The 21,774-nt window shown below is 41.6% G+C and carries 23 protein-coding genes, 1 pseudogene and 1 riboswitch; of the genes and pseudogenes, 4 read left to right on the forward strand and 20 right to left on the reverse strand.

The genetic code is table 11. From position 1 onward, the window contains the following. The first annotated feature begins 9 nt into the window (after positions 1-9). On the forward strand, positions 10-1,410 hold the full coding sequence (locus IGI77_RS09595; RefSeq protein ID WP_010748429.1) for a C69 family dipeptidase: 1,401 nt from the start codon (positions 10-12) through the stop codon (positions 1,408-1,410). 187 nt (positions 1,411-1,597) lie between these two features. After that, positions 1,598-1,768 carry a hypothetical protein gene (locus IGI77_RS09600; protein WP_010748430.1) on the forward strand — a complete coding sequence of 57 codons (171 nt, stop codon included), beginning with the start codon at positions 1,598-1,600 and terminating at the stop codon, positions 1,766-1,768. 59 nt (positions 1,769-1,827) lie between these two features. Here IGI77_RS09600 and IGI77_RS09605 read toward each other — a convergent pair. Together IGI77_RS09605 and IGI77_RS09610 are read right to left on the reverse strand one after the other, a co-directional pair. Beyond that, positions 1,828-1,989, reverse strand: a pseudogene (locus IGI77_RS09605) (MalY/PatB family protein); the annotation flags it as partial. A gap of 242 nt (positions 1,990-2,231) precedes the next feature. Further along, the gene (locus tag IGI77_RS09610; protein ID WP_347483325.1) at positions 2,232-2,414 is read right to left on the reverse strand and encodes a hypothetical protein; all 183 of its coding nucleotides are present in this window, start codon (positions 2,412-2,414) and stop codon (positions 2,232-2,234) included. A 165-nt stretch (positions 2,415-2,579) separates the two neighbouring features. Between IGI77_RS09610 and IGI77_RS09615 the strand changes: the two genes are divergently transcribed. Beyond that, positions 2,580-3,245 (forward strand): NAD(P)H-dependent oxidoreductase, encoded by a 666-nt coding sequence (locus tag IGI77_RS09615; RefSeq protein ID WP_438769923.1) that lies wholly within the window; start codon positions 2,580-2,582, stop codon positions 3,243-3,245. Next, complete coding sequence (locus tag IGI77_RS09620) at positions 3,245-3,418, forward strand: hypothetical protein (protein WP_005226215.1); 174 nt, start codon at positions 3,245-3,247, stop codon at positions 3,416-3,418. Before IGI77_RS09615 ends, IGI77_RS09620 begins: the two co-directional genes overlap by 1 nt. Positions 3,419-3,513: 95 nt before the next feature. Here IGI77_RS09620 and dat read toward each other — a convergent pair whose 3' ends face one another. From dat to IGI77_RS09710, 18 genes are all read right to left on the reverse strand, one after another. Further along, positions 3,514-4,371 (reverse strand): D-amino-acid transaminase, encoded by an 858-nt coding sequence (gene dat, locus IGI77_RS09625; RefSeq protein WP_438769924.1) that lies wholly within the window; start codon positions 4,369-4,371, stop codon positions 3,514-3,516. 121 nt (positions 4,372-4,492) lie between these two features. Next, on the reverse strand, positions 4,493-5,593 hold the full coding sequence (locus tag IGI77_RS09630; RefSeq protein WP_010748435.1) for an AI-2E family transporter: 1,101 nt from the start codon (positions 5,591-5,593) through the stop codon (positions 4,493-4,495). A gap of 162 nt (positions 5,594-5,755) precedes the next feature. Then, positions 5,756-6,184, reverse strand: a complete 429-nt coding sequence (locus IGI77_RS09635; RefSeq protein WP_010748436.1) for a hypothetical protein — start codon at positions 6,182-6,184, stop codon at positions 5,756-5,758. A gap of 76 nt (positions 6,185-6,260) precedes the next feature. Then, positions 6,261-6,677 carry a GNAT family N-acetyltransferase gene (locus IGI77_RS09640; RefSeq protein ID WP_015509792.1) on the reverse strand — a complete coding sequence of 139 codons (417 nt, stop codon included), beginning with the start codon at positions 6,675-6,677 and terminating at the stop codon, positions 6,261-6,263. Positions 6,678-6,888: 211 nt separating this feature from the next. Beyond that, positions 6,889-7,812: an LCP family glycopolymer transferase gene (locus IGI77_RS09645; protein ID WP_005226221.1), complete on the reverse strand. Its 924-nt coding sequence runs from the start codon at positions 7,810-7,812 to the stop codon at positions 6,889-6,891. Between the two features lies 1 nt (position 7,813). Then, entirely contained in the window at positions 7,814-8,467 is a 654-nt protein-coding gene (locus tag IGI77_RS09650) for a phosphatase PAP2 family protein (protein ID WP_142964967.1), read from the reverse strand. Further along, positions 8,464-9,657 carry an FtsW/RodA/SpoVE family cell cycle protein gene (locus IGI77_RS09655; protein WP_438769925.1) on the reverse strand — a complete coding sequence of 398 codons (1,194 nt, stop codon included), beginning with the start codon at positions 9,655-9,657 and terminating at the stop codon, positions 8,464-8,466. Before IGI77_RS09655 ends, IGI77_RS09650 begins: the two co-directional genes overlap by 4 nt. Beyond that, entirely contained in the window at positions 9,635-10,789 is a 1,155-nt protein-coding gene (locus tag IGI77_RS09660; protein ID WP_034868647.1) for an FtsW/RodA/SpoVE family cell cycle protein, read from the reverse strand. The genes IGI77_RS09655 and IGI77_RS09660 overlap by 23 nt, the downstream gene beginning before the upstream one ends. A gap of 126 nt (positions 10,790-10,915) precedes the next feature. Continuing rightward, positions 10,916-11,091, reverse strand: a riboswitch (M-box (ykoK) riboswitch). Positions 11,092-11,378: 287 nt separating this feature from the next. Continuing rightward, positions 11,379-13,274, reverse strand: coding sequence for an endonuclease MutS2 (locus tag IGI77_RS09665; RefSeq protein ID WP_438769926.1), 1,896 nt, complete (start codon positions 13,272-13,274; stop codon positions 11,379-11,381). Between the two features lie 348 nt (positions 13,275-13,622). Continuing rightward, entirely contained in the window at positions 13,623-15,152 is a 1,530-nt protein-coding gene (ahpF, locus tag IGI77_RS09670) for an alkyl hydroperoxide reductase subunit F (protein ID WP_438769927.1), read from the reverse strand. Between the two features lie 9 nt (positions 15,153-15,161). Continuing rightward, on the reverse strand, positions 15,162-15,725 hold the full coding sequence (gene ahpC / locus IGI77_RS09675; RefSeq protein ID WP_005226227.1) for an alkyl hydroperoxide reductase subunit C: 564 nt from the start codon (positions 15,723-15,725) through the stop codon (positions 15,162-15,164). Positions 15,726-16,031: 306 nt separating this feature from the next. Continuing rightward, complete coding sequence (locus IGI77_RS09680; RefSeq protein WP_284591763.1) at positions 16,032-16,235, reverse strand: hypothetical protein; 204 nt, start codon at positions 16,233-16,235, stop codon at positions 16,032-16,034. Between the two features lie 152 nt (positions 16,236-16,387). Further along, complete coding sequence (locus IGI77_RS09685) at positions 16,388-17,347, reverse strand: permease prefix domain 1-containing protein (protein ID WP_005226228.1); 960 nt, start codon at positions 17,345-17,347, stop codon at positions 16,388-16,390. Next, positions 17,344-17,676, reverse strand: a complete 333-nt coding sequence (locus IGI77_RS09690) for a PadR family transcriptional regulator (RefSeq protein WP_005226229.1) — start codon at positions 17,674-17,676, stop codon at positions 17,344-17,346. Before IGI77_RS09690 ends, IGI77_RS09685 begins: the two co-directional genes overlap by 4 nt. A gap of 189 nt (positions 17,677-17,865) precedes the next feature. Then, positions 17,866-18,837 (reverse strand): siderophore ABC transporter substrate-binding protein, encoded by a 972-nt coding sequence (locus tag IGI77_RS09695; protein ID WP_438769928.1) that lies wholly within the window; start codon positions 18,835-18,837, stop codon positions 17,866-17,868. A 24-nt stretch (positions 18,838-18,861) separates the two neighbouring features. After that, entirely contained in the window at positions 18,862-19,620 is a 759-nt protein-coding gene (locus tag IGI77_RS09700; RefSeq protein ID WP_005226231.1) for an iron ABC transporter ATP-binding protein, read from the reverse strand. After that, a complete protein-coding gene (locus IGI77_RS09705; protein WP_005236195.1) occupies positions 19,617-20,561 on the reverse strand; it encodes an iron chelate uptake ABC transporter family permease subunit in 945 nt (314 codons plus the stop codon). The genes IGI77_RS09700 and IGI77_RS09705 overlap by 4 nt, the downstream gene beginning before the upstream one ends. Next, the gene (locus tag IGI77_RS09710; protein WP_005226233.1) at positions 20,558-21,508 is read right to left on the reverse strand and encodes an ABC transporter permease; all 951 of its coding nucleotides are present in this window, start codon (positions 21,506-21,508) and stop codon (positions 20,558-20,560) included. The genes IGI77_RS09705 and IGI77_RS09710 overlap by 4 nt, the downstream gene beginning before the upstream one ends. Positions 21,509-21,774 lie beyond the last annotated feature (266 nt).

Consider the following 21,774-nt stretch of genomic DNA (forward strand, 5'->3'; position numbering starts at 1 on the left):
GTTGGAAAGATGGATAGAAAAAAAGCGTCCTGTACCACTTTACTAGTAGGAAAAAAAGCATCGATCGACGGCTCGACCATGATTGCCCGCAATGAAGATTCTGGAAGCGGTTCGGAACCGCAAAAATTCGTCGTCATCACTCCAGAACGGCAAGGAAATGAATTTTACGCCGTTTTAAGCGACTGTCGAATCAGTTTGCCAGCAAAATCATTACGCTATACTTCAACCCCTGAAGCAGATGAATCGCAAGGAGTTTGGGCAGCTTCAGGAATCAATGAAGAAAATATCGCCATGACTGCAACAGAAACGATCACAACCAATTCGCGCGTTTTGGCTATTGATCCATATGTGGAAGATGGTATCGGGGAAGCTGATTTCGTCAGCATCGTACTGCCTTACATCCATTCCGCTAAAGAAGGTGTTTTACGCTTAGGGGAACTCTTAGAAACCTATGGGACCTATGAAGCCAACGGGATCGCTTTTTCTGATGCCGAGGAAATCTGGTATATGGAAACCATCGGTGGACATCACTGGGCAGCTGTTCGCATACCAGATGATGCCTATGTCGTGGCACCAAATCGCTTAAACATTGATCACTTCGATTTCGCCTCAGAAATGACGTTGTGTTCGCAGGATCTCGAACAGTTGATTGAAGACTATCAATTAAATCCTGATTTTGAAGGCATTAATCTACGCCATATTTTTGGCAGCTCCTCAGAAAAAGATACCCGTTACAATAACCCGCGGGCATGGTACATTCAAAAACACTTTAGCGGAACAGCCGCTGAACCGATCGATCAAGAGCTCCCGTTTGTATGCTACCCAAAACAAAAGCTATCCGTGGAAGATGTAAAATGGGCATTGAGCTCCCACTTCCAAAATACGCCTTTTGACCCTTACGGTACAGGGAGCGAGACACAAAAAACACAATTCCGATCGATTGCTCTCAATCGCAACCAGCAAGTCCATATTTTACAGATCCGCAACCACGTGCCCGCAGCAATCGCTGGCATTCATTGGCTTGCCTTTGGCCCCAATACCTTCAATGGCGTTGTGCCCTTTTATGCAGCTATCACTAAGACCCCACTTGGCTATTGTGATACGACAAAGACCTACGATCCATCAAATAGCTATTGGTTAGGACGCACCTTGGCGTTGATTGGAGACAGCGACTACGATCGCTATAGTGATCTTGCCAACCGTTTTGAAATGGAAACGATGGCAGCTTGTCGCCGCATCCAACAAGAAACTGATCGTAAAGCTTCCGTTGACAAGCAGCCTACTCGTCTGCTTGAAGAAGCCAACGCTGAGATGGCCGAACTGTATTTAAAAAATGCAACAACGTTACTAGGAAAAATGGTGGAGTCTGGCAGTAATAAAATGGCCTTGCGTTTTTCTTTAGCCGATTAGTCAATCGCTGAAAAAAAAAAAGGATTAACAAAAACTTTACATGGAATTGCAGCAATCTAAACATTGCTCTCCTATACTAAAGATACCAATTCGTTTTCTTTTTCCTTGCTGGTACAAATCAAGCAATTGATTTGTACTAGTCCCCCTATTGAAGATCAATTGGTAAAAACCGTTGGGAGGAATGAACATGACTACAAGCATTTATCGGACTGTCACCAACGAAATTGTTAAAGGTGAGATCATCAAGAGCAAGAGTCAGCAAGATATGCTGATCATTCAAGACAAAGAAGGTTATTTCCATGTCGTTGAACCAATCCCCGTTACTACTGCAATGACTCCCCGCACGACGAAAGACTAAAAAACCACTGGCGATCAGAAAGAATACAGGATCTTTCTGATCGCTCAGTGGGTTCTTTTTTATGTCAAACTCAATGTGAATCGCTTCAAGCCATCAATGAGTTTTTCTCGCGAACAGCCAATGTTTAGGCGCAAAAAATTTCTCCCCTCTTTCCCATAGAGCTCTCCTGACATAATCGCGACTTTCCCCTTTTGAATCATTCGTTGCTGCAATTCTACCATCCGCTTTTTTCAGTTGGACTAAGATACTAAAAAGGCTGACTCCATTCATTGGCTCTATTCCTATGATAATTAGAAGAATTTTCACATCACATTGTTTCTTCAGCGATTTTCTCTCTACGATTCTTTTTACTTCTTTATCGACCTTTATCGAAGCAAACACCCCAGTTGAAGAAACTTGCCATCCTTAAAAAAAGGACTCACCCTATGAGGGTGAGCCATCTTAGTTATTTTCTCTGCATCGGTCATCTGTAGACAGTCACTTCTGTAAACTCTTGCCCATTGCCGTAATCATTTTCTTTCGTATGATGCTTTCCACCAATTCGTTGTTTGCAACTGGCAAGTCCATTTTCGACATAGTTCACTGCATTTGCAACGAACTTTATTATAGTTGCTAGACCTTTGATCAAGGGATCGTTTGGTTCCATCCTCTATTCCCCCATTTCCTTCACGTGTAAGTTGTTACTGACACTTCCTTAACAATGAATATAGACGAGGTACCTTAAATCAAACTAAAAGAGGACCAACACTACGAAAAGCAAAGCAGACTAGTTTCCCTTTCTGGTAAAATATGGTACATGTAGTAGGAAAGGATGATCAATCTCATGATAAAAACCTTAGTGGTGGCTAGCCACCCAGATTTCCACAGCTCTCTTTCCCAACGTTTTTTCAGTGAAAGTGCCAAACTTTCTAATGTCACCATACACTTTCTTGATGATTTTTCTGACTTTTCCCTTGCCGATGAACAGGCGCTGCTGCAAAACTGTGACCGTTTGGTTTTACAATTCCCCTTATATTGGTACAGTGTTCCAGCAAAAATGAAAGCTTGGATCGATACGGTTTGGGAAAATTGCGCGCCTGCTTTGATGGGGAAAGAAATCAGTTTCGCCGTTTCTACTGGTGTTGCTGCCAAAGAATTTCAGTTAGGTGGTCGAGAAAATACGACCTTTAACGAAATTTTGCATCCACTCGTACTGATGGCAAAAAAACACCAAATGACCGTGTTACCCATCGTTGTCCTTGACCAACTGATGTATAAAACGGAAAAAGAAAAGCGTGCCTTTGTCATTGCCTATCAGCAATTATTATCGATGCCCGCTCCCTTTACGTTTGATCAAAAGCAACAATGGTTTGCTGAGAAACTGGCACATTTGGTTTCTAAAAAACCGCAGCTTTCTCCTTTGCTATCCCTGTTGCAGGAAAACCATGAAACATTGACCGAATTAGAAGATGCTTTAGCTGAATTGGAGGTGCTTTGATGGGTCATGATTGGCTAACACCGCTGATAGAACAATCCATTCAAGAAACCACTGATTACCATGAAAAAGCATTTTTGCAAGAGCTGGGACAGTTGTTGCAGCAGCAAGAAACCCGCATCGAATTGAAACAAGGAGAACTTGACGGGAAGTTGTGGAACCCTAGTGAATGGTAAGAAATAATTTTCAACGCAAGAAAAAGCTTTGGTCCCACCCAGCCTTAAAATACTGGGTGTTGCCAAAGCTTTTTTAGGTGGTTTCTATTGCATAATCACAATGAATCGCTTTTATTCTTTGTGGCAGCGATATACGCTGCTTGCAATTGTTTCGTGATTGAACCCAATTCGCCAGTGCCAACGGGTTTCCCATCAATGGCAACGATCGGAACGATTTCCCAAACTGAGTTGGTCAAGAAACACTCTTGCGTGTCGCGTAGTGCCTCAATCGGGACGGGTTCTTCTCGATAGGGAATTTCTAATTGGCGACACAACTGAAGGACCTTCATTTTCGTGATCCCCGGTAACACCAAGCGCCCGTCCGGATGAGTATAGACGATCCCATCAATGACAAACCAGAGATTGGATGCAGATGCTTCTGTAAAAAAGCCATCTCGTTGCAGTATCGCATCATCGAAGCCAGCTTCGATCGCTTGATCCAGCGCCAAAAGATTCCCTAACAAACTCAATGATTTGATATCACAATGCAACCAGCGTTCATCAGGAAGAACGGTTGCCGAAAGCCCTGCTTGCTGCATTTCATCTGGTCGTTCAAAGGGGATCACATTTGCCGTCACCACCCCTTTGACCGATCCAGCTGGTGGAAACTCGTGATTTCTCGGAGAAGCGATTCCTCGGGTGATCTGAAGATAGATTTCTCCTTCTGTGATTCCTTCAGTCTTAATGAGTAACTTTAGATTTTCAGTCAATTGGGGAATCGAATAGGGTAACGTTAGCTTAATTTTTTGTCCACTGCTTTCCAATCGAGCCATATGCTCCGCTAACATAAAACAGTGGCCATTATATATTCGGATAACTTCATAGATCCCATCACCATACTGATAGCCACGGTCTTCGATATCAATTCTCACTACCTCTCGATCAACGATCTGATCATTCCACAAAACCTTCATTTCCTCACTCCTATCGTCGTTTTCGTTTCAATCAGTATAGCATGAGTCTTTGTACCGTGCTATGTGTCATCTAAAACAAAAAACTTGCTGATGAAGATTTCTTCAACAGCAAGTTTTATTGTTACAATGACTCCTTATCGATCACAGAACGTTCTAGTTTGCGTTCCTGGAAAAAACGGAGTAGCGTGCCAGACATCGCCATTATGATCGAATACACTGGAAGTGCAACGATCATACCAACAAATCCCAGCAAGTTGCCTGCGATCAATAATAAGAACACCGCAATAATCGGATGGATATGCAACACTTTATTCATTACTAGAGGTGAAACTAGATACGATTCACCCAATTGAATGATCGTGATGCCCACTACCAATAAAATGGCAGTCCGGATATCTAAACTTAAAGCAAATAGAAATGCGGGTGCCGCTCCTATAAATGGTCCGAAGTATGGGATGATATCCAAGACACCACAAATCAGGCCTAAAAGCAACGCATTCTGCAAACCTAGCAAAGAAAAAATCAAATAACTGGAAACGGCAACGTACGAACATACAAGCAATTTCCCGCCAATATAAGCAGACGCTGCTTGGTGGAAATCACTGCATAATTGACGCATCAAACCTTGATACTTTTTCGGTGTTTTGTTTGCTAAAAAGTCTGGCACTTTCTCACCGTCTTTAAACATATAGACTAAGAGCAGTGGGATCGTAAACAAAACGATCGCTGAGTGAGAAACGATGGAGATCAAACTCGTCAGACTATTCGTTGCCCCGGTAATAAACTGCAAAGCGAAATTGCTCGCTTGCGAAATATCGATCGAATCAATGAAAGGACCGAAAAGTTCCTCCAAATAGGAATGATCGATGTTATCGATCACCAAATTGATGATAACGGGTATTTGATTGATAAAGCGTCCCATCTCATAGGCTAATGCGGGTCCAATCACCTGAATGATCAAATAGGCTGCAAAAACGATCAACAACAGTGTCGCATACAGCGCAATGCTTTTCTTTTTCGTCCTTCTTTTTACCCAATTAAAGAAAGGCAAAAAGATATAAAAAATAAAAATGGATATCAGTACTGGTAAAAAGACACTAGAAAAGATTGCTTCTAATGGTCGAAAAACAAACAGTATATTTGAATAGATCCAGACGGCGATCCCTAAAAGGCAGACGATCACCAGACCTGCAAAAATTTTTGATTTTTTAAGAAACTCCAATAATTGATCCTCCTGATTCTAGAAAATACGTTCACTTCTTTCAGTTTATCATAATTTTTTAAGTGAATGATCCTTTTGCGAATATTTTTTCAAAAATCCACGTTTTTCATAGGAAACTTTTGAGTAATTTAATTATTTTACCAATAAAACCCTTCTGCAAAATCAATTTTGATGAGCAGAAAAAGGAACCGAGAGTTGCAAGTGTTTGATACAGTAAGCTGCCACACCGAGCTGGAGTAAACCTAACACTAAGAAAATCAGATGCAAAACATTCCCGCCCCTTAATAAAATCACTTGAACAATGATCCAGATAATTAAACAGATGCCTAAAAGCAATTCGCCATGATACCCTTGGTTGCGCCACAATCGGATAGCTGCCAATAAATTGCCCAGTCCTAACACAATTAGCAAAAACACCCCGGGAATCAAAAATGTTGTAAATGGCGTTCCTTGGAGCATGGACGATTCCAACCCAGCAAATGACTGTCCTTTCCTTAATGGCTCAATACTCATAAACGCCAGCATGCTTCCTCCACATGCGCCAACACCAATCACTAAACTTAACACAAATAACGCAAATCGCAGCTTCATTTCTCCCACTCCTTCATCAAACATAAAACCGTTAATAAATTGACTATTTTCAACTAGCGATCGGGTTTCTGGCTATTTACTCGTTTTTAGGTAAATAAATAAATGCTGCAATTTGCTGCGTTTCTACAGAGGAAAAGCCGCAAGACTCATAAAATCGGCGCGTTTTCTCTGTGTTGTCCGTGATCAAAACCTTTTGTCGAATTGATGGATATCTCGCCAGCATTTTTTTGAGCAATCGCTGGCCAATTTTTTGACGTTGGAACGCTGGCGCTACTAATAGATCCTGAATATAAAGAATGGTTTGTCCATCGGTTATACATCGAATAAGTCCGACTAGCTGCTCTTCAACATAGGCAGTGATCACCTGTGACTGAGCTAGGCCGTTTAATAGTCGCTCTGGCTCTTTCGTATAGGCGACCCAGCCAACACATTTATACAAAGCGAGTATCTGATTTGAATCCGCTGGTAATTGATCTTTAAAGATGATAGTCATTCTTTTCCCCCTTGTAACTTTTAACCAAACGATATAGCAACAAATAAAGAGTTAACAGTCCTTTTCCGAACAGGCTCTTGCTACCCTTCAAGCCGAATTGCTTTGCTTGACTAAAGAGTATCCTGAGGAAAAGCAGCTGTCAACTCTAATCACGATTTACTAGAGGAACAAAGAGGAAGTGGTGTTGTTACTAATTAAACCCAAGGCTTACTTAATCAAGCATTAATTCGCTTTTTAAACGCTGACTCGTCGCTTGTTGTTCTTCAGGTGACACTTCTTGATAAGAGATACCGTATTCACCTCTAAAGCCATCGCCAGTGAACCCAGTACCCGCCATTTGGTAAGATTCGACAGTAACGAGTGCCGATTGATATTGGGTGAATAGTTGACTCATCTGAGAAAACGTTAAATCTGTTTCACCATTTTCCCCAATAATCGTTAACAGATCCTGAATCCGCATCACGCTTGATAGAGAAACTAATTCATTGGCCAAAATCTCTGTCACTTCTCGCTGACGACGTTGGCGTCCATAGTCACCTTCCGGGTCTTCTTTGCGCATACGGGTATATTGAAGTGCTTCCCAGCCATCCAAATCAAGGATACCTTCTTCAAAATAGATATCCTCAGCAGTAAATGCAAAATCGTTTTCAACGGTAATACCGCCAATCGCATCAACTAGATCTGCCATACCATCCATATTTAAAGAAAAATAATGATGAATCGGAACATTAAGGTATTGTTCCACTGTTTCAATCATCATCTTTGCTCCGCCAAAGGAATGTGCGTGGTTGATTTTATCTTCATATCCTTGACCAACAATTTCAACATACGCATCCCTGGGAATACTCGTAAGTGTCGTTTTTTTCGTAACTGGATTCAACGTTGCAATCATGATCGTATTGGCACGATAATCTGTTTGCCGGCGAGCATCATTGGCAATTCCTAGCAAAAGCAGACTTAAAGGTTCTGTGTTTTCTATCACCTCTGCTTCTTGTCTTCCTTCTATCGGCCGATGAATCGAGTGCGCAACATTTTCAACTTGAAAATATACTTTGATTCCGTACGCAGTCCCCGATGCCACAACCACTGTAAGCAAAGCCAAAAATACAATAATTATTTTTTTTACCAAACTCAATTTACTCCCCCCTAAGCACCCTTTTTTTTATTGAAAAAACTATTGAACACGTAATTGAGCTGACTCCGCTTGTTAAAAGAAGACTTGCTAACAAGTCACTAGGATAGTGAACCCCAAATAGCAAGCGGCTCATCATAATAAGCAGTAAATAAACCAATCCCAAAAACATAGCTAGTTTTTGGCTAATAGGACGTTTGCCTCTTTTGCCAGGCGCTGTTTGTGCGAAGAAAAAGAGGAGAGAAATAATTAGCGTGGTCGCTAATAGCGTATGCCCACTTGGAAAACTGGCGGACGCCCGTTCCATACTGTCAGCAAACTCCGGTCTTGGGCGATCAACGAATTTCTTGATCACTTGGCCAACACCACTGATTATGATCATATTTCCCATCAACCAAAAACTCTCGATCCGTTTCTTTCGAAGAAACAAAATTGCTGCCAATAGAAAATGAATAGCCGCTATCGGGACGATCGTTGCCGTGCTAGCAAGCGGAACAAAAATCGCTTCTACTGTAGCCGTCCGCCATTGAGGCACGTGGGAAAACAGGGTATCAAGCGTTTGGAACCACTGCGGCTCTAATGCTACAAGGAAAAACAACCATGCGAAACAGCTACAAAGCAGTCCACCTATCACCCCTTGTTTTGCTGTCTTGCTCATGTTAATCCCCTACTTTCTTTTAATGCGTAAGATCGTTTCTTCGCTTTAGTCGGGAATTTTTCTAACCCGAAAATAATTCCCATCGCAATACTGATCGCAATCAACGAGGTTCCTCCTTGGCTTAAGAATGGCAGAGGAATTCCCGTTAATGGCAGCAACCCAATCGCCGCTCCGATATTTTCAAAGATCTGAAAGACTAAGCCAAAAACGTACGTGATGGCGATATAGACCGACGCCTTGTTATTCGTTTTTAACGCGGCGAAGATGATTTGATAGATGAGATAAAAATACAAGAAGATCACTAAGGTACTTCCTAAAAAGCCATAGGTTTCACCAATAACTGTAAAAATCATATCTGATTCACGAACCGGCACGTACACTGTCGTATGGGTGTCAGGCGCTCCCAATAAGCCTCCTGAGCCAATCGCCCACATACTGCGAACTTGTTGGAACGCGATAGAGTCTTGGTACGCTAGGGGATCTGCCCAAGCTCGCACTCGGTCTAATTGATACTGCGAGAAATGAAGTCGAAACAAGACACGATTGCCCCATTCCGTAAACACGAGCAGCAATAAAATAGCGCCGAGGGCTGCGATCAAACCGATCACTACGGTCAAAATTTTCCAATGAACACCCGAGATAATAAATAAAGCCCCTAACATCACAATAAACACTAAACTCGTACCAAAGTCCCGTTGCATAAACATCAATAGAAATGTCGGTATACTATAAAGCAAGATCTTAGTGACGTAGATCAAATCAGATTTAATGGTCCGTTCGGCTTTTCGTTTTTCATACACTAAGGTGAGATAGACCATAAAAAGCAGAAAGGCCACTTTCATAAACTCTGAGGGCTGAATGGTAAAGTCGCCGATTCTGATCCAGCGTTTGGTAGAAGTCTGCTCAAACATCGTTTGATCGTAGAACCAATGAAGAGAAGCCATCAGACCTAGCGCCAATACATACAAAAGACCCGAAAAGCGTAAGAGCAAATTGGTTGGGATCAAACTCGTAACGAAGAGCGCGATGGCGGATAGAACACAAAAAACGATCTGTCGAAAAACGATTCCAGAAGGATCATTGCCATCCATTACAGAAGCTTGATGCTGGACCCAAATGCTTAGCAAAAAAAGCAGAAAAACGGGTAGCAGCAAGGCATAGTTTGCATCATGTCGTTTGAGGAACTTCATTTCGTTTGCCCTCCTCTCGCTCTAATTTCAGGCACATACTAAAGGCAAATGAAAGAATAAAGTAACTGGAGCCACCATAGCTGATAAAGGGTAACGGTACCCCCGTCATCGGCATCAACCCTAAAATACTGGCTATATTGATACTTGTTTGCAACAAAAGTAATGTACTTGTTCCTAGCAATATCAACCCAATCTGAGGGTTTTCAATAGCTGCGGAACGAATAAATAAACGTAAGATGATTACGAATAATAAGCCAATAACAAAAATCCCGAAAAGCAAGCCAAGCTCTTCTACTAAAACGGAAAAAATAAAATCGGTTTCCGCAACTGGTAAAAAGCCTTTTTTCGTAATACTGTTTCCTAAACCGAGACCAGTAAGCCCTCCATTAAATAAAGCATAGTAAGAATGGATCATTTGGAACCCCTGATTGTAAGGGTCGGAGAATGGATCACCTACTAGGCGAATTCGGTTATATACGTGCATAAAAATATGAGGCAATAAATCATTGTCGCCTAAAAACATGATCAACAGGGCAGCCAAGAATAGACTGATCACTAAGCCACCAAATAAAAGAGCCGTCAGCTTCACGGGGACTTGTACCGTAGTTATCATGACAAATGCTAAAAAAAGCAAAATCATCACACCGGCTATTTTCGGTTGAAACAGGATCAACACGCAGCACAAAAACAAAACGAAAAGCGGACGTTTCATTTCCTGCAAGGTGGTTTTTGCAGTTTGAAAGTAATGAGCAAGGTACAAGACCATCCCTACATTCACAATCTCTGATGGTTGAAATTGAATCCCTGCGATCGAGACCCAGCGTTGTGCCCCATTAACAGAGACACCGAAAAAGGGCAAACGAGCTAAGAGCAAGGTAAAGATCCCAAATGCTAGCAGACCGATCGCTAAGTATTTGCTAAGCAAAATCTCTCTTCGCGTCCGCTGAATAATGAATAAAAGAACCCAGCTAAGTAACAAAAAGACCAATTGACGGATAAATAGCGACGCTGGTGGTTGATCTCTCGTTAATAAACGGTATGAACTTGCACTATAAATCATTAAAAGACCGATAAGGCTCAATAGCAAATAAGCTATGATCAGCAGCCAATCGATCTTCTTTTTTTCTATCATTGCTTCCACTCCTCTTGCCTTGGAGTAGGTGTTCAGACGGTACCAGTTATTTTGCTCTATGAGCTTCGTCATCCATCAGAAAGAAAAGCAAAAAAGTCTCACTTCTCTTAGGACGTCAGACTTTAGCAGCAATCTCATCGTCCGAGTTTTAGCACTATACAACGTAAAGAAAGTCATTTGCTCTCTTAGCTATTTTATGAAAAGCCTTAATCCGACAATTCCTGTTTTACACATTGGCGTCTTTCGACGTTTCTGCGCAATAGCTTGTGTTTGTATAGGAGCCTCACCTAACAAGGTTATATGTTATTTTTCAATCCAATATGAATGGTACCCTTCCTCGAATAAAGATACAACCAATTCTCTGTTATTTTTATTTTTCTTTAACTTTTCTTAAAGAATTTAGATATTTCGAATATTTTCTGCTCTATAAAGAAAAAACAACCAAAATAATCATCCAAACAAAGGGACGGCATCGATAAAGGACGTTATTAAAAAAACGAACATTTAAAAAAAGCAGTCCTTTTTCTAGGTGCTGAAAAAGGACTGCTTGCTTGATTTTGGTCTATCGATTGAAAGTTTTCTTAATCTATCAATCCACGGGTCGATTGGTTTGCCGTTCTTGCGCTGCTTTTCGTAACTGCTTCTGCGCTTTTTTAGATCCCCGTTCAATATCTCGAGTAAACTTGCGCTGCGCAAAATCAACGAATAGCTGATCAAAATCATAACCTGCGGGATAGAGCACCTCTCGCTTTGTGAGGAGTTGCAAGCGACGAGCGGCAACGACAAAAAATTGTTTCTCTATTGAAATTTTCGCTTGTCCTTGTTCCAAATACTCATAAAAAAGCCCGCGCTGGTTATGTTCTGTTGAAAAGACCAAGTCTCCTTTTTGAAAAATAAGATCTATCTTGGCTTCTTGTTGATGGGGTTGTTTCTTCCCCTTTTCAAAAGGCTCCTTCACAAAAGAATAGGTTTTATGCTTTAAATATTCCTTTGCTGTTTGGACTACGTCAGCGGGGATCGCCATCTTTTCGGCAATCCAAAACGCATTACTATCACCGACTGCATTCGTCAGCAAACGATATTTTGGTGTCAAGGTTTTGGCATCAAAAGCCATTGCCGCTGTTTCGAAATCTTGATGATCGACGGCAAACTGCTTGATTTCACCATAATGCGTTGTTGCGATCATTAAAGCTCCTGAGCGATAGATGGATTCCATGATGGCGATCGCCAAAGCAGCCCCTTCATTGGGCTCAGTGCCGCTGCCGATTTCATCCAATAAAACAATACTGTGTCGGGTAGCATTCTTCATAATCTGAGCAATGTTCGACATGTGTCCAGAGAAGGTACTTAAAGAATTTTCCAGACTTTGTTGATCGCCAATATCCATCCAAAGACTTTTTAAAAACGGAACAGTGCTTTTGCCATTGTGTGCTGGAAATAAGCCATAATGAGCCATGGCGCAAACAAGTCCAACGGTTTTTAAGACGACGGTCTTGCCTCCAGCATTTGGACCCGTGATGACCATGCAGCGGTTTTCTTCGCCAAGTTTTAAAGAAAGAGGAACCGCATCACGCCCCAGCAAAGGATGACGGACTTGATCAAAAAGCAAAACTTCTTCCTCAGTCATAGTTATCGCCTGCCCGTTGATTTCTCGACAATATTTTCCCCGAGCAAAAATAATATCCAGCACAACTAAAATGTCAAGACAGGCAAACACGGCGTTCATTTGTTCGGCGATCGCCCCTGTCAACTCTGACAACACTTGGTATTGAGCGGCTGTTTCTTCTGCTTGCGCCAAGATCAATCGATCATTTAAACGGGCAGCTGCCTCAGGTTCAATAAAGACAGTCGCTCGTTTATTGGAACGTTCGATGATCGTTCCGTTAAATTGCTGTTGAAATTCAGCACGCACAGGTAACGTATATCGGTCGTTCTTTTTGATGACACGATTTTCTTGTAAATAGCGACTTTCCTTAAAAAACTTTGCAAAAACTTTTTTCAGATCAGCTTCATATTTTTCGATCGTACCGCGAATTTTCCGCAATTCTCGGCTGGCATTACTATCAACCTGACCATTGCGAATCTTTTGGAAAATCATTTCGGCGATTTCAGAAAAGTCTTCTAACCCTTGTGCATATTGATGTAATCTTGGGGCAATCGATTGATTCTTTTCGAACAATTGACGGATGATTCGAAAAGACCGTAAAAAGTCTCCATATTCGATAAGCTCCTGTGGTTCTAAAACAAACCCTTTTTCAATTTTCTCCGTATGGTGTAAGACATGCTGCAGCCCCATAAAAGGCACTTGACGACCAGCGGCTAATAGTGCCATCGCTTCAGTGGTCTCTGTCACTCGTTTTTGTGCAGAGTGGATCGTCGCTGCTGGTTTTTCATTCGCAAAACGCGCTTTGCCGTAATCGCTGATTATTTTTTTACTTACTTGTTCTTTAATTTGTTCAAATTCAGTTGCTTGAGGTATCTTCATGAGTTATCCTTTCTTGTGCCTGAGGATTCCGATCAGATCCCCGTCCAAAAAAGTGTACAAAAAAAGCGATAGTCTCCCATCACCTGATTCATCAATAACGATTTTTATCGGTATCTACAGGCACAACAAATAAACAGTCTGTTTTTGCTTATTTGTTTTAATTGGCTGATTAGATACCTACGACACTCATCAATATACCTCTTTCTTTTTTGAACGAGTTTTTTTCATTGTAATATAGAAGCTGTCCTTCTGTCAACTGCACCCAAACTGCCCTTACAAAAAGAAAAAACGCTCAGTAGCTCCTAAAAGCCCCTGAGACGTTTTTTGATTTTAAATGATGCAAGGCGCTTACGAGCGAATCAGGTGATCAAAGGCACCTAATGCCGCAGTGGCACCTGAACCCATTGAAGTGATGATCTGCTTGTATACACTATCGGTACAATCCCCTGCTGCAAAGACCCCTTCAATATTGGTTGCGCCGTGTTTGTCTACGACGATCTCATTGCGTTCGTTTAAAACGATGCGATCTTTTAACCATTCGGTATTCGGCATCAAGCCAATCAGGATGAAGACACCCTCAACAGCTAATGTGAATTCACCACTCGTTTCACGATCAACGTAGGTCAATTGTTCGACATGATCGGATCCAGCAATTTCCTTCGTTGCCGCATTCGTAATAACAGTCACATTTTCTAACGTGTTCAAACGGTTTTGTAGCACAAGGTCCGCTTTTAGTTCCGGTAAAAATTCAAGAACATAGACGTGTTTTGCCATGCCAGCTAAATCGATCGCTGCTTCGATCCCAGAGTTTCCGCCGCCAATGACAGCAACCTCTTTCCCAGCAAATAACGGGCCGTCACAATGTGGACAATAGGCAACACCTTTATTTTTGAATTCTTTTTCTCCTGGAACATTGATGTTACGCCAGCGAGCGCCAGTTGCTAAAATGGCCGTTTTGGTTTTTAAGACTGCACCATTTTCTAATTCAACTTCGATGACATCATTGCGACGAATATCTTTCGCACGCTGCCCTTTCATCACGTCTACATTGTATTCGTTGATGTGCTCTTCTACCTGACGCATTAATTTTGGTCCTTCGGTATAAGGAGTACCGATCATGTTTTCGATCCCCAGGGTTTCCATTACTTGTCCACCCATTGTTTCGAGGACCATCCCAGTATTGATGCCTTTACGCGCTGCATAAATCGCTGCGCTTCCGCCTGCAGGTCCGCCACCGACAACTAACACATCGAAAAGCTCTTTTTCAGCAAAGTCATCTTTACTCGTCGGACCAGCTGCTTTTTCCAACAACTGTTCGATCGTTTGACGGCCGCTTGCAAATTCTTCACCGTCTAAAAAGACGGTTGGCACAGCCATAATTTTTTTCTTGTCAATTTCTTCTTTGAACATCCCACCTTCGATCATGGTGTGACTGATGGAAGGATTTAGCACTGCCATGATATTTAACGCTTGAACAACATCAGGACAGTTATGGCAGGTCAAACTGACATAGGTTTCAAAATGTAATGGCTTATCGATCGCTTTGATGCGCTTTTGAAGTGCTTCGTCAATTTTCGGCGGACGACCGCTTACTTGAAGCAACGCTAAAATAAACGAAGTGAACTCATGTCCTAACGGTAAACCAGCAAAAGCGATGCCGCTTTCTTCACCGGGACGATTGATCGAAAAGCTTGGTGTCCGTTCACTTGCTACAGCTTGGATAGTGATTTTTGGCGACATTTCTGCGATTTCTTCTAAGAATTCACGTACTTTTGTGGAAGAATCATCCTCACCTAAAGTTGCCGCAAAAACAACCTCTGATTCTAGCATCGCGAGATACTGCGTCAGTTGGTCTTTGATTGCCTTATCTAATGCCATGAGAGCCTCCTAAATCTTGCCTACAAGGTCTAAGCTTGGCGTTAAAGTTTCTTCGCCTTCTTTCCATTTTGCAGGACATACTTCACCTGGATGAGTACGGACATATTGTGCAGCACGGATTTTATCGATCAAGCCACTAGCATCACGACCGATACCGTCCGCATTGATCTCAACTGTTTGGACTACGCCATCTGGATCGATGATGAATGTTCCACGTTGAGACAACCCAGAAGCTTCATCTAGTACATCAAAGATCTCTGAGATCACATGAGAAGGATCTGCAATCATGATATATTCGATTTTATTGATGGCATCAGAATGATCATGCCATGCTTTATGAGTGTAATGAGTATCTGTTGATACAGAATAAACTTCTGCGCCTAATTCTTTTAATGATGCATATTGATCTTGCAAATCTTCAAGCTCTGTTGGACAAACAAATGAGAAATCTGCAGGGTAAAAACAAACAACGTTCCATTTTCCTTTAAAATCTTCTGATGAAACATCGATAAATTTTCCATTGTGGTAAGCTTTCGCTTCGAATGAACCAATCTCTTTTCCAATTAATGACATATCATTTCCTCCAATTAGAATAATTATTTGAGAATAATCTCTATTAATTATTAGTATATCTAACTATAAAAAGCAATAGTTTATTCAGAATTAGTCAAAAAAAATGTTATCCTCCTCAGAAATGAGCATATTTATTTCCTATCCAATACAAATAGAGTATAGTTGTAAGTTTGACTAATCGTTTCCATTTTAATTCCCTACTTGTTGGATTCTCAATTACACCTCTCATTCTCAATTAAATAAAAAAGATTGCCTCTTCCTATGATTCCTCACCAAGTAAAGTGAGCCATAGAAAAAGGCAATTTTTTATTTAGTATTTAAATAGTTGAACAATCCACTGATCGTTCGATCCCTCAATGTAATCCGCTTACCGTCTATAAAAACTTCTTCGACTGGGTAATGGTCTTGAAAAGGTGGAACTTCCAAGTATTGACTTGCGAGAAAGCGCTCCGGAGATTCGACTGTTGCTATTTCTTTGCTGCCATTTTTCAGATAATGAATTTCTAACATATTCATTGCCTCTTTTCTTGTATTCTGAACTTTTAAAAAGCATTGAGAGAACCATATTTCTCGCTGTTCTTTTTTGATTGGTTCAGTTACAAGGCGTATTATAATCTTTCTTTTTTTAAAAGTAAAGAAAGCACTCTCGATTGAAGTGTCTCTTATTTTTTTGCTTTCGTATGTCCGATAAAGTAGTCCTCTAAGACACCACCAATAACAAAAATGACCCAAGAGTAAGCCCATGCATGAAACATGAAGGACCAAAGCATGTAAACGACCAAAATCACTGGCCAGTAGACTGTTCGAAAAAAGGTAACTCTACCAGCGGATTCGCCATATTTATGACGTGTTGCTCGATCCCCCGGATGGTCTTCGTCGCGAATAAAATACGTCTCAGTTGCCAGCTTCGCAAAGCCTGTACGGATAATACTTACATAAATAATAAAGAACACACCTGCTGCAACCGTCAAGAAAAACAAGGAAATCCCAAATTCAACAGAATAATAAAACAATTCACTTAAAAGTACAGGCGCAATTGATAAAATACAGGCACCAATTCCTAAAACAAGACCAATCCGAAAACTTTTTTCATAATTTGCGAGTTGCTGAGCGGCTTCTCGTTTGGCATCCCTTTTTATTGGACGATCATCCAACTGTTTACGCGCACCGGAAAAGTGCAAACTGCTAGAGATAATAAAACCGACCCCGATGGCGATAAAAAGAAACATCACCATTATTCCAAAGGTCTCAGCATATATACTAACAAAGAGCATCAAGGCTGCTAGGGATGCGATACAAAAACCGATTCCTATAGATAACGAGAAAGCAAAGTGTCGCACAGTTCCCCAATAATCAAACGCATCGTCTTCTGTGATGGCATCGGACCAATCATCAATCGGCGCTTCTTCTTTTGAAACATTTAACTCTTGCAACAGCTCATCTACGGAACCAAACTCACTGATTACTGCACCGATGGCTTCATGCTCGCTTTTCCCTTGGTGAATCAGTTCTAAGTAGTGGTCTTCCATAATCGCTAAGAGGTCTTCTTTCGCCTTTTTGGTTTCCGGTGTGATGGGTACTGATAAAAATAAGCTGTCTAGATAGTCATGAATGGTTTTCATTTGTCTCCTCCTTGTAAGAACTGGTCAACGACGATCTTTGTCTGCTGCCACTCCAATAGTTTCTCCGTAAGGCTTGCTCTTCCGTCTGCAGTTATCTGGTAATACGTCCGCTTTTTGCCATGCGTCACTTCTCCAGGATATGAGCGGATCAATCCTTGTTTTTCTAACCGAGTAAAAGCGGAATACAACGTCGTTTCTTTGATCACATATAAAGCATCTGTTCCTTCGCGAATACGCTTGGATATTTCATATCCATAAGAATCTTCATTGGAAAGAATGGATAAAATGATTGCGTCGTTATAGCCGCGAATTCCGTCACTCGAGATCACGCAATCGCCTCCTAAATTACTTCATCTGTCGTACTAATTATAAAACAATTACTACGACAGGTAAAGTAAAGCAGGGAAAGTTATCAAAAATCAGTCGTAGGTCTTAGAAAATAGGAAAATAAAAAGGGACACGCATTCTCAGTAAACTGATACGCGTGTCCTAATTACTTGATTGCTTTTCTCACCTATTTATTCAACGGCTGGTTTGACATCGTCCATCATTAGTTGGATCGACTCCAAGCCTGAACCTGCTAAATACCAAACCGCAGCATCCAATTCAATGACTTGATCGTTTTGCCCAGCATTTGTTTCTTGGACGATTTCATTTGCAACAAATTCACTTTCACTTTCATTGCCGCCGATCGCTTTTGTCCGGTCGATCACGAAAATGATATCAGGATTTTTCTCAAGCAAGTACTCATAAGAAATACTTTGTCCATGTGTCGACGCCTCTAATTCCTCATCTACTGCAGGGAAACCAAACGTATCATACAAGATACTGTAACGAGAACCTGGCCCAAAAGCAGAAAGATTGCCTTCATTTACCATAACAACCAAGGCTTTCTCGTCAGCATTTTGCGCTTGCTCCTTCAAGGTATCGATCTGACCTTGTAACGATGCTAGTTGTTCTTGCGCTTCCTCTTCCTTACCAAAAATTTGACCAATGGTCGTAATGTTGGCTTCGATCGATGCCCAAGTATCACTATTGTCAACGCTTAAGAAAACGGTTGGCGCGATTGCAGACAATTCCTCTTGGAAATCACGTTGTCGCCCAGAAATAATGATTAGGTCTGGCTGCAGTTGATTGATTTTTTCTAAATCAGGCTCTTTGATTCCCCCTGCTGATTCAACATCTGCATACGCTGATAAATAATCTGGTAAATTGCTGGTCGCAGCAGCAACGATTCGATCCCCAAGGCCAAGCGCATCCATCGTGTCTAAGGCACTATTGTCAAAAACCACCACTTTTTCTGGTGCATAAGGAACAGTAACAGTTCCATTGCTATCAGTGATTTCAACCTCTGTCGGTGTCTGTTCACTCTGAGCAGATTGGCTTTGCTGTGTCCCTGTCGATTCGATTGTACCAGTATTATTTGATCCGCATGCGGTCAACCCCGCTAATACGAAAATACTCATAAAGCTTACTACAATTTTTTTCATTTTTTTCCTCCTTAGAAATACATTTTATTGGAAGGTATAGCAAAATTGCCGACCATCCACTTGTACCAGTTTGATTGGAATCTCATATAATGATGCCAACACTTGCTCCTGGATCACAGCCTCAGTGTCGGCCGCTTTAAAAATCTGACCGTCTTTCATGGCAACGATGTGATCGGCGTAGCGAGCGGCAAAATTAATGTCGTGCAAAACGATCACAACGGTTTTCTGATAGTCTTCCACCAAGGTGGTCAATAGCTTCATCAGCTGGTTAGCGTGCTTCAAATCTAGATTGTTTAACGGTTCGTCCAACAGCAGATAATCTGTATCTTGAGCCAAGATCATCGCCAAGTAAACTCGTTGTAGCTGACCACCAGAAAGCTCATGAATCGATTGATCGGCGTATTCGGTAAGGGATAGCTTAGCTAAAGAATCATCAATGATCCTATCATCCGCTGCCGATTGTCGCCCGCGGTTATAGGGATAGCGACCAAATGCCACCAGTTCTCTTACAGTCAGATTGACTGCATAGCGATTGCTTTGTTGCAAAAAAGCCATTTTTTTGGCTAGCTCTTTGGATTTCCATTGGCGAATCTCAGTTCCATCTAAATAAATATCACCAGTTCTCTGGTCCAGCATCCGACTGACCAAGGAGAGTAAGGTGCTTTTTCCCGCACCATTTGGCCCGATAAAGGCAATCATTTTCTGCTCAGGTAATGCTAAAGAACACTCGGTCAACACCTGTGTTTTCGCATAATTTTTGGATACGTTTTTTGTTTCGATCATGATTTTTTCCTTTCCAGCAGCAATTTGCTTATAAAGAAGACGCCACCTAATAATTGAATCACTGTACCAATGGTCGTTTGCCATTGAAACACTTGTTCCACTAAGAACTGCCCCCCTACTAACAGGAGAAAACCAATCAGGCTGCCACCCGCAAACAACCACCCATGGCGATAGGTGGGAAAAAGCTGATAGGTGATCGTTGCCACTACAAAGCCGAGGAAAACAGCTGGACCTACGAGTGCCGTAGCGGTACCTGTCAGAAGCGCAATCAAAAATAAAATACCTCTATGAAGCCATTGAACAGGAACGCCTAGACTTTTGGCTTGCCCGCTTCCTAAATGTAATAGATTCAATTCTGGAATCAACAGAATCAGGCAGCTACTACCGATCAAAATGATCACAGCAGCAATTAAGAGATGTTGCGTATTGATATTGCCAAAGCTAGCGAATAAGCGTCCTTGCAGTAAATCATATTCATTCGGGTCCATCAAGACTTGCAAAAACGTGCTCAGACTACTGAACATCGTGCCGCAGACCATTCCAGCCATCAACAACAAAAACAATCCGTTGACGGCTTTTTGATAGAAAAAACCGATCAATAAACTTCCTAGAATGGCAGTCAGACTGACAGAGAATAAGAACATCGCTGCTGTTTCTTGGCTTAGCATCTGGATCCCGCCGATAAAAAAGAAACACAGGGTCTGAACCAGGACATATAGTTGATCCAAGCCTAAGATTCCTGGTGTTAAATAGCGATTGCTCGTAACAGTCTGTAAGGTGATCGTACTAAAGGAAATTGCGATCGCCACCAGAGCAAAGGCGAAAATCCGACGGCCCCGCAATGCAAAAGCAAATGACCAATTACCATAGGTGTTATAGGTCAGATAGGCAGTAGCGGCACAAAGGATCAGAAAGAACAAAAGAAAGAGTTTTTTCTTCATTGAAACTTCCTCCCCAGCAGCAAAATCAAGAAGCAGCAACCACCTAGTACACCGGCAACCACACTTACGGGCATCTCATACGGAGCAATCACGATGCGTGCCAATACATCACATAAAAGTAAAAATGCACTTCCAGCAAAGCTGATCAGCAGTAGATTATTCTTCAAATGATCCCCAAAGACCATGCCGATCATATTTGGGATAACGATCCCTAGAAAAGGGATTTGTCCAACGGTCAATAAAACGACACTACTGGCAAACGCCACCAGAGCGAACACAGCAAAGCGTAAAAACAGATAATTGATCCCTAGACTCTTGGCGGCACTTTCTCCTAAACCAGCAATCGTGATCTCATAAGCTAGGAAATACAACAGACCGAATACTGGAATCGTCAAATACAAAAGTTCATACTGGCCAGACATAATGGTAGCGAAATTTCCTTGTAGCCAAGAAGAGACATTTTGAACCAATTGGAAACGGTAGGCCAAGAAGCTGCTAATGGCACCGATGATATTACCGAACATCACCCCGGTCAAAGGGAGCATCATTGGATCTTTCTTTGGTAGAAATTGGCTTAAAAATAAAAAGAACAAAACACCTGCATAAGCAAACACAAATGCTGCGGTTGTCCGAATCAAGTTAGACGCATTTGGCAGAAAAAGCATGACTAGCAAAATTCCTAAACGAGCACTATCAGATAATCCGATCGACTCTGATGCCACAAATTTATTTTGCATCATATGCTGCATGATTTTCCCACATAAACTAATGATTCCACCTGCAATGATCAAACTGATCGTCCGTGGGAGCCTAACTTTTACCAAAACAAGCCAATGATTCGGATCACCCTGCTGTAAACCACTTAATGATAATTCATGGGTACCTACCAGTAAAGAACAGCCCACAAGAAGAATCAAGATCAGCAGTAATCCGATTTTTTTCAACATGCCCCGCCCCTTCCTTATTGAGAATGATTCTCACTCTCTTTAATAGGGTAACGTATTTCACTTAAAATCACAAGAAGTTTTTTAAAAAAATCCCTTTACCAACGCAATTTCAGTGAAAACGAATCTGCGAAGGCAAGGGATTATGTGATGTTTTTCTCTTATAAAGACTGCGAGCACGTATTTTTTCTCAACGGAGCCTATTTAATCGCTTTAATCAAATAAATACTTGAGAAGGCTAGATTCAACTTCTGAGTTTCATTCAATAA

Origin of the sequence: Enterococcus sp. DIV0213h, assembly GCF_051711285.1 — a bacterium.
GTDB classification, from domain to species: domain Bacteria; phylum Bacillota; class Bacilli; order Lactobacillales; family Enterococcaceae; genus Enterococcus_D; species Enterococcus_D casseliflavus.

Bases quoted from the DNA above. Each gene is read 5' to 3' on its own strand.
- IGI77_RS09700 (WP_005226231.1), bottom strand. From the start codon at position 19,620: ATGATCGAAACAAAAAACGTATCCAAAAATTATGCGAAAACACAGGTG.
- IGI77_RS09665 (WP_438769926.1), bottom strand. From the start codon at position 13,274: ATGAAGATACCTCAAGCAACTGAATTTGAACAAATTAAAGAACAAGTA.
- IGI77_RS09620 (WP_005226215.1), top strand. From the start codon at position 3,245: ATGGGTCATGATTGGCTAACACCGCTGATAGAACAATCCATTCAAGAA.
- IGI77_RS09600 (WP_010748430.1), top strand. From the start codon at position 1,598: ATGACTACAAGCATTTATCGGACTGTCACCAACGAAATTGTTAAAGGT.
- IGI77_RS09650 (WP_142964967.1), bottom strand. From the start codon at position 8,467: ATGAGCAAGACAGCAAAACAAGGGGTGATAGGTGGACTGCTTTGTAGC.
- IGI77_RS09635 (WP_010748436.1), bottom strand. From the start codon at position 6,184: ATGAAGCTGCGATTTGCGTTATTTGTGTTAAGTTTAGTGATTGGTGTT.
- IGI77_RS09610 (WP_347483325.1), bottom strand. From the start codon at position 2,414: ATGGAACCAAACGATCCCTTGATCAAAGGTCTAGCAACTATAATAAAG.
- IGI77_RS09595 (WP_010748429.1), top strand. From the start codon at position 10: ATGGATAGAAAAAAAGCGTCCTGTACCACTTTACTAGTAGGAAAAAAA.
- IGI77_RS09640 (WP_015509792.1), bottom strand. From the start codon at position 6,677: ATGACTATCATCTTTAAAGATCAATTACCAGCGGATTCAAATCAGATA.
- IGI77_RS09680 (WP_284591763.1), bottom strand. From the start codon at position 16,235: ATGTTAGAAATTCATTATCTGAAAAATGGCAGCAAAGAAATAGCAACA.
- IGI77_RS09660 (WP_034868647.1), bottom strand. From the start codon at position 10,789: ATGATAGAAAAAAAGAAGATCGATTGGCTGCTGATCATAGCTTATTTG.
- IGI77_RS09655 (WP_438769925.1), bottom strand. From the start codon at position 9,657: ATGAAGTTCCTCAAACGACATGATGCAAACTATGCCTTGCTGCTACCC.
- ahpC (WP_005226227.1), bottom strand. From the start codon at position 15,725: ATGTCATTAATTGGAAAAGAGATTGGTTCATTCGAAGCGAAAGCTTAC.
- IGI77_RS09705 (WP_005236195.1), bottom strand. From the start codon at position 20,561: ATGAAGAAAAAACTCTTTCTTTTGTTCTTTCTGATCCTTTGTGCCGCT.
- IGI77_RS09710 (WP_005226233.1), bottom strand. From the start codon at position 21,508: ATGTTGAAAAAAATCGGATTACTGCTGATCTTGATTCTTCTTGTGGGC.
- dat (WP_438769924.1), bottom strand. From the start codon at position 4,371: ATGAAGGTTTTGTGGAATGATCAGATCGTTGATCGAGAGGTAGTGAGA.
- IGI77_RS09685 (WP_005226228.1), bottom strand. From the start codon at position 17,347: ATGAAAACCATTCATGACTATCTAGACAGCTTATTTTTATCAGTACCC.
- IGI77_RS09695 (WP_438769928.1), bottom strand. From the start codon at position 18,837: ATGAAAAAAATTGTAGTAAGCTTTATGAGTATTTTCGTATTAGCGGGG.
- IGI77_RS09615 (WP_438769923.1), top strand. From the start codon at position 2,580: ATGATCAATCTCATGATAAAAACCTTAGTGGTGGCTAGCCACCCAGAT.
- ahpF (WP_438769927.1), bottom strand. From the start codon at position 15,152: ATGGCATTAGATAAGGCAATCAAAGACCAACTGACGCAGTATCTCGCG.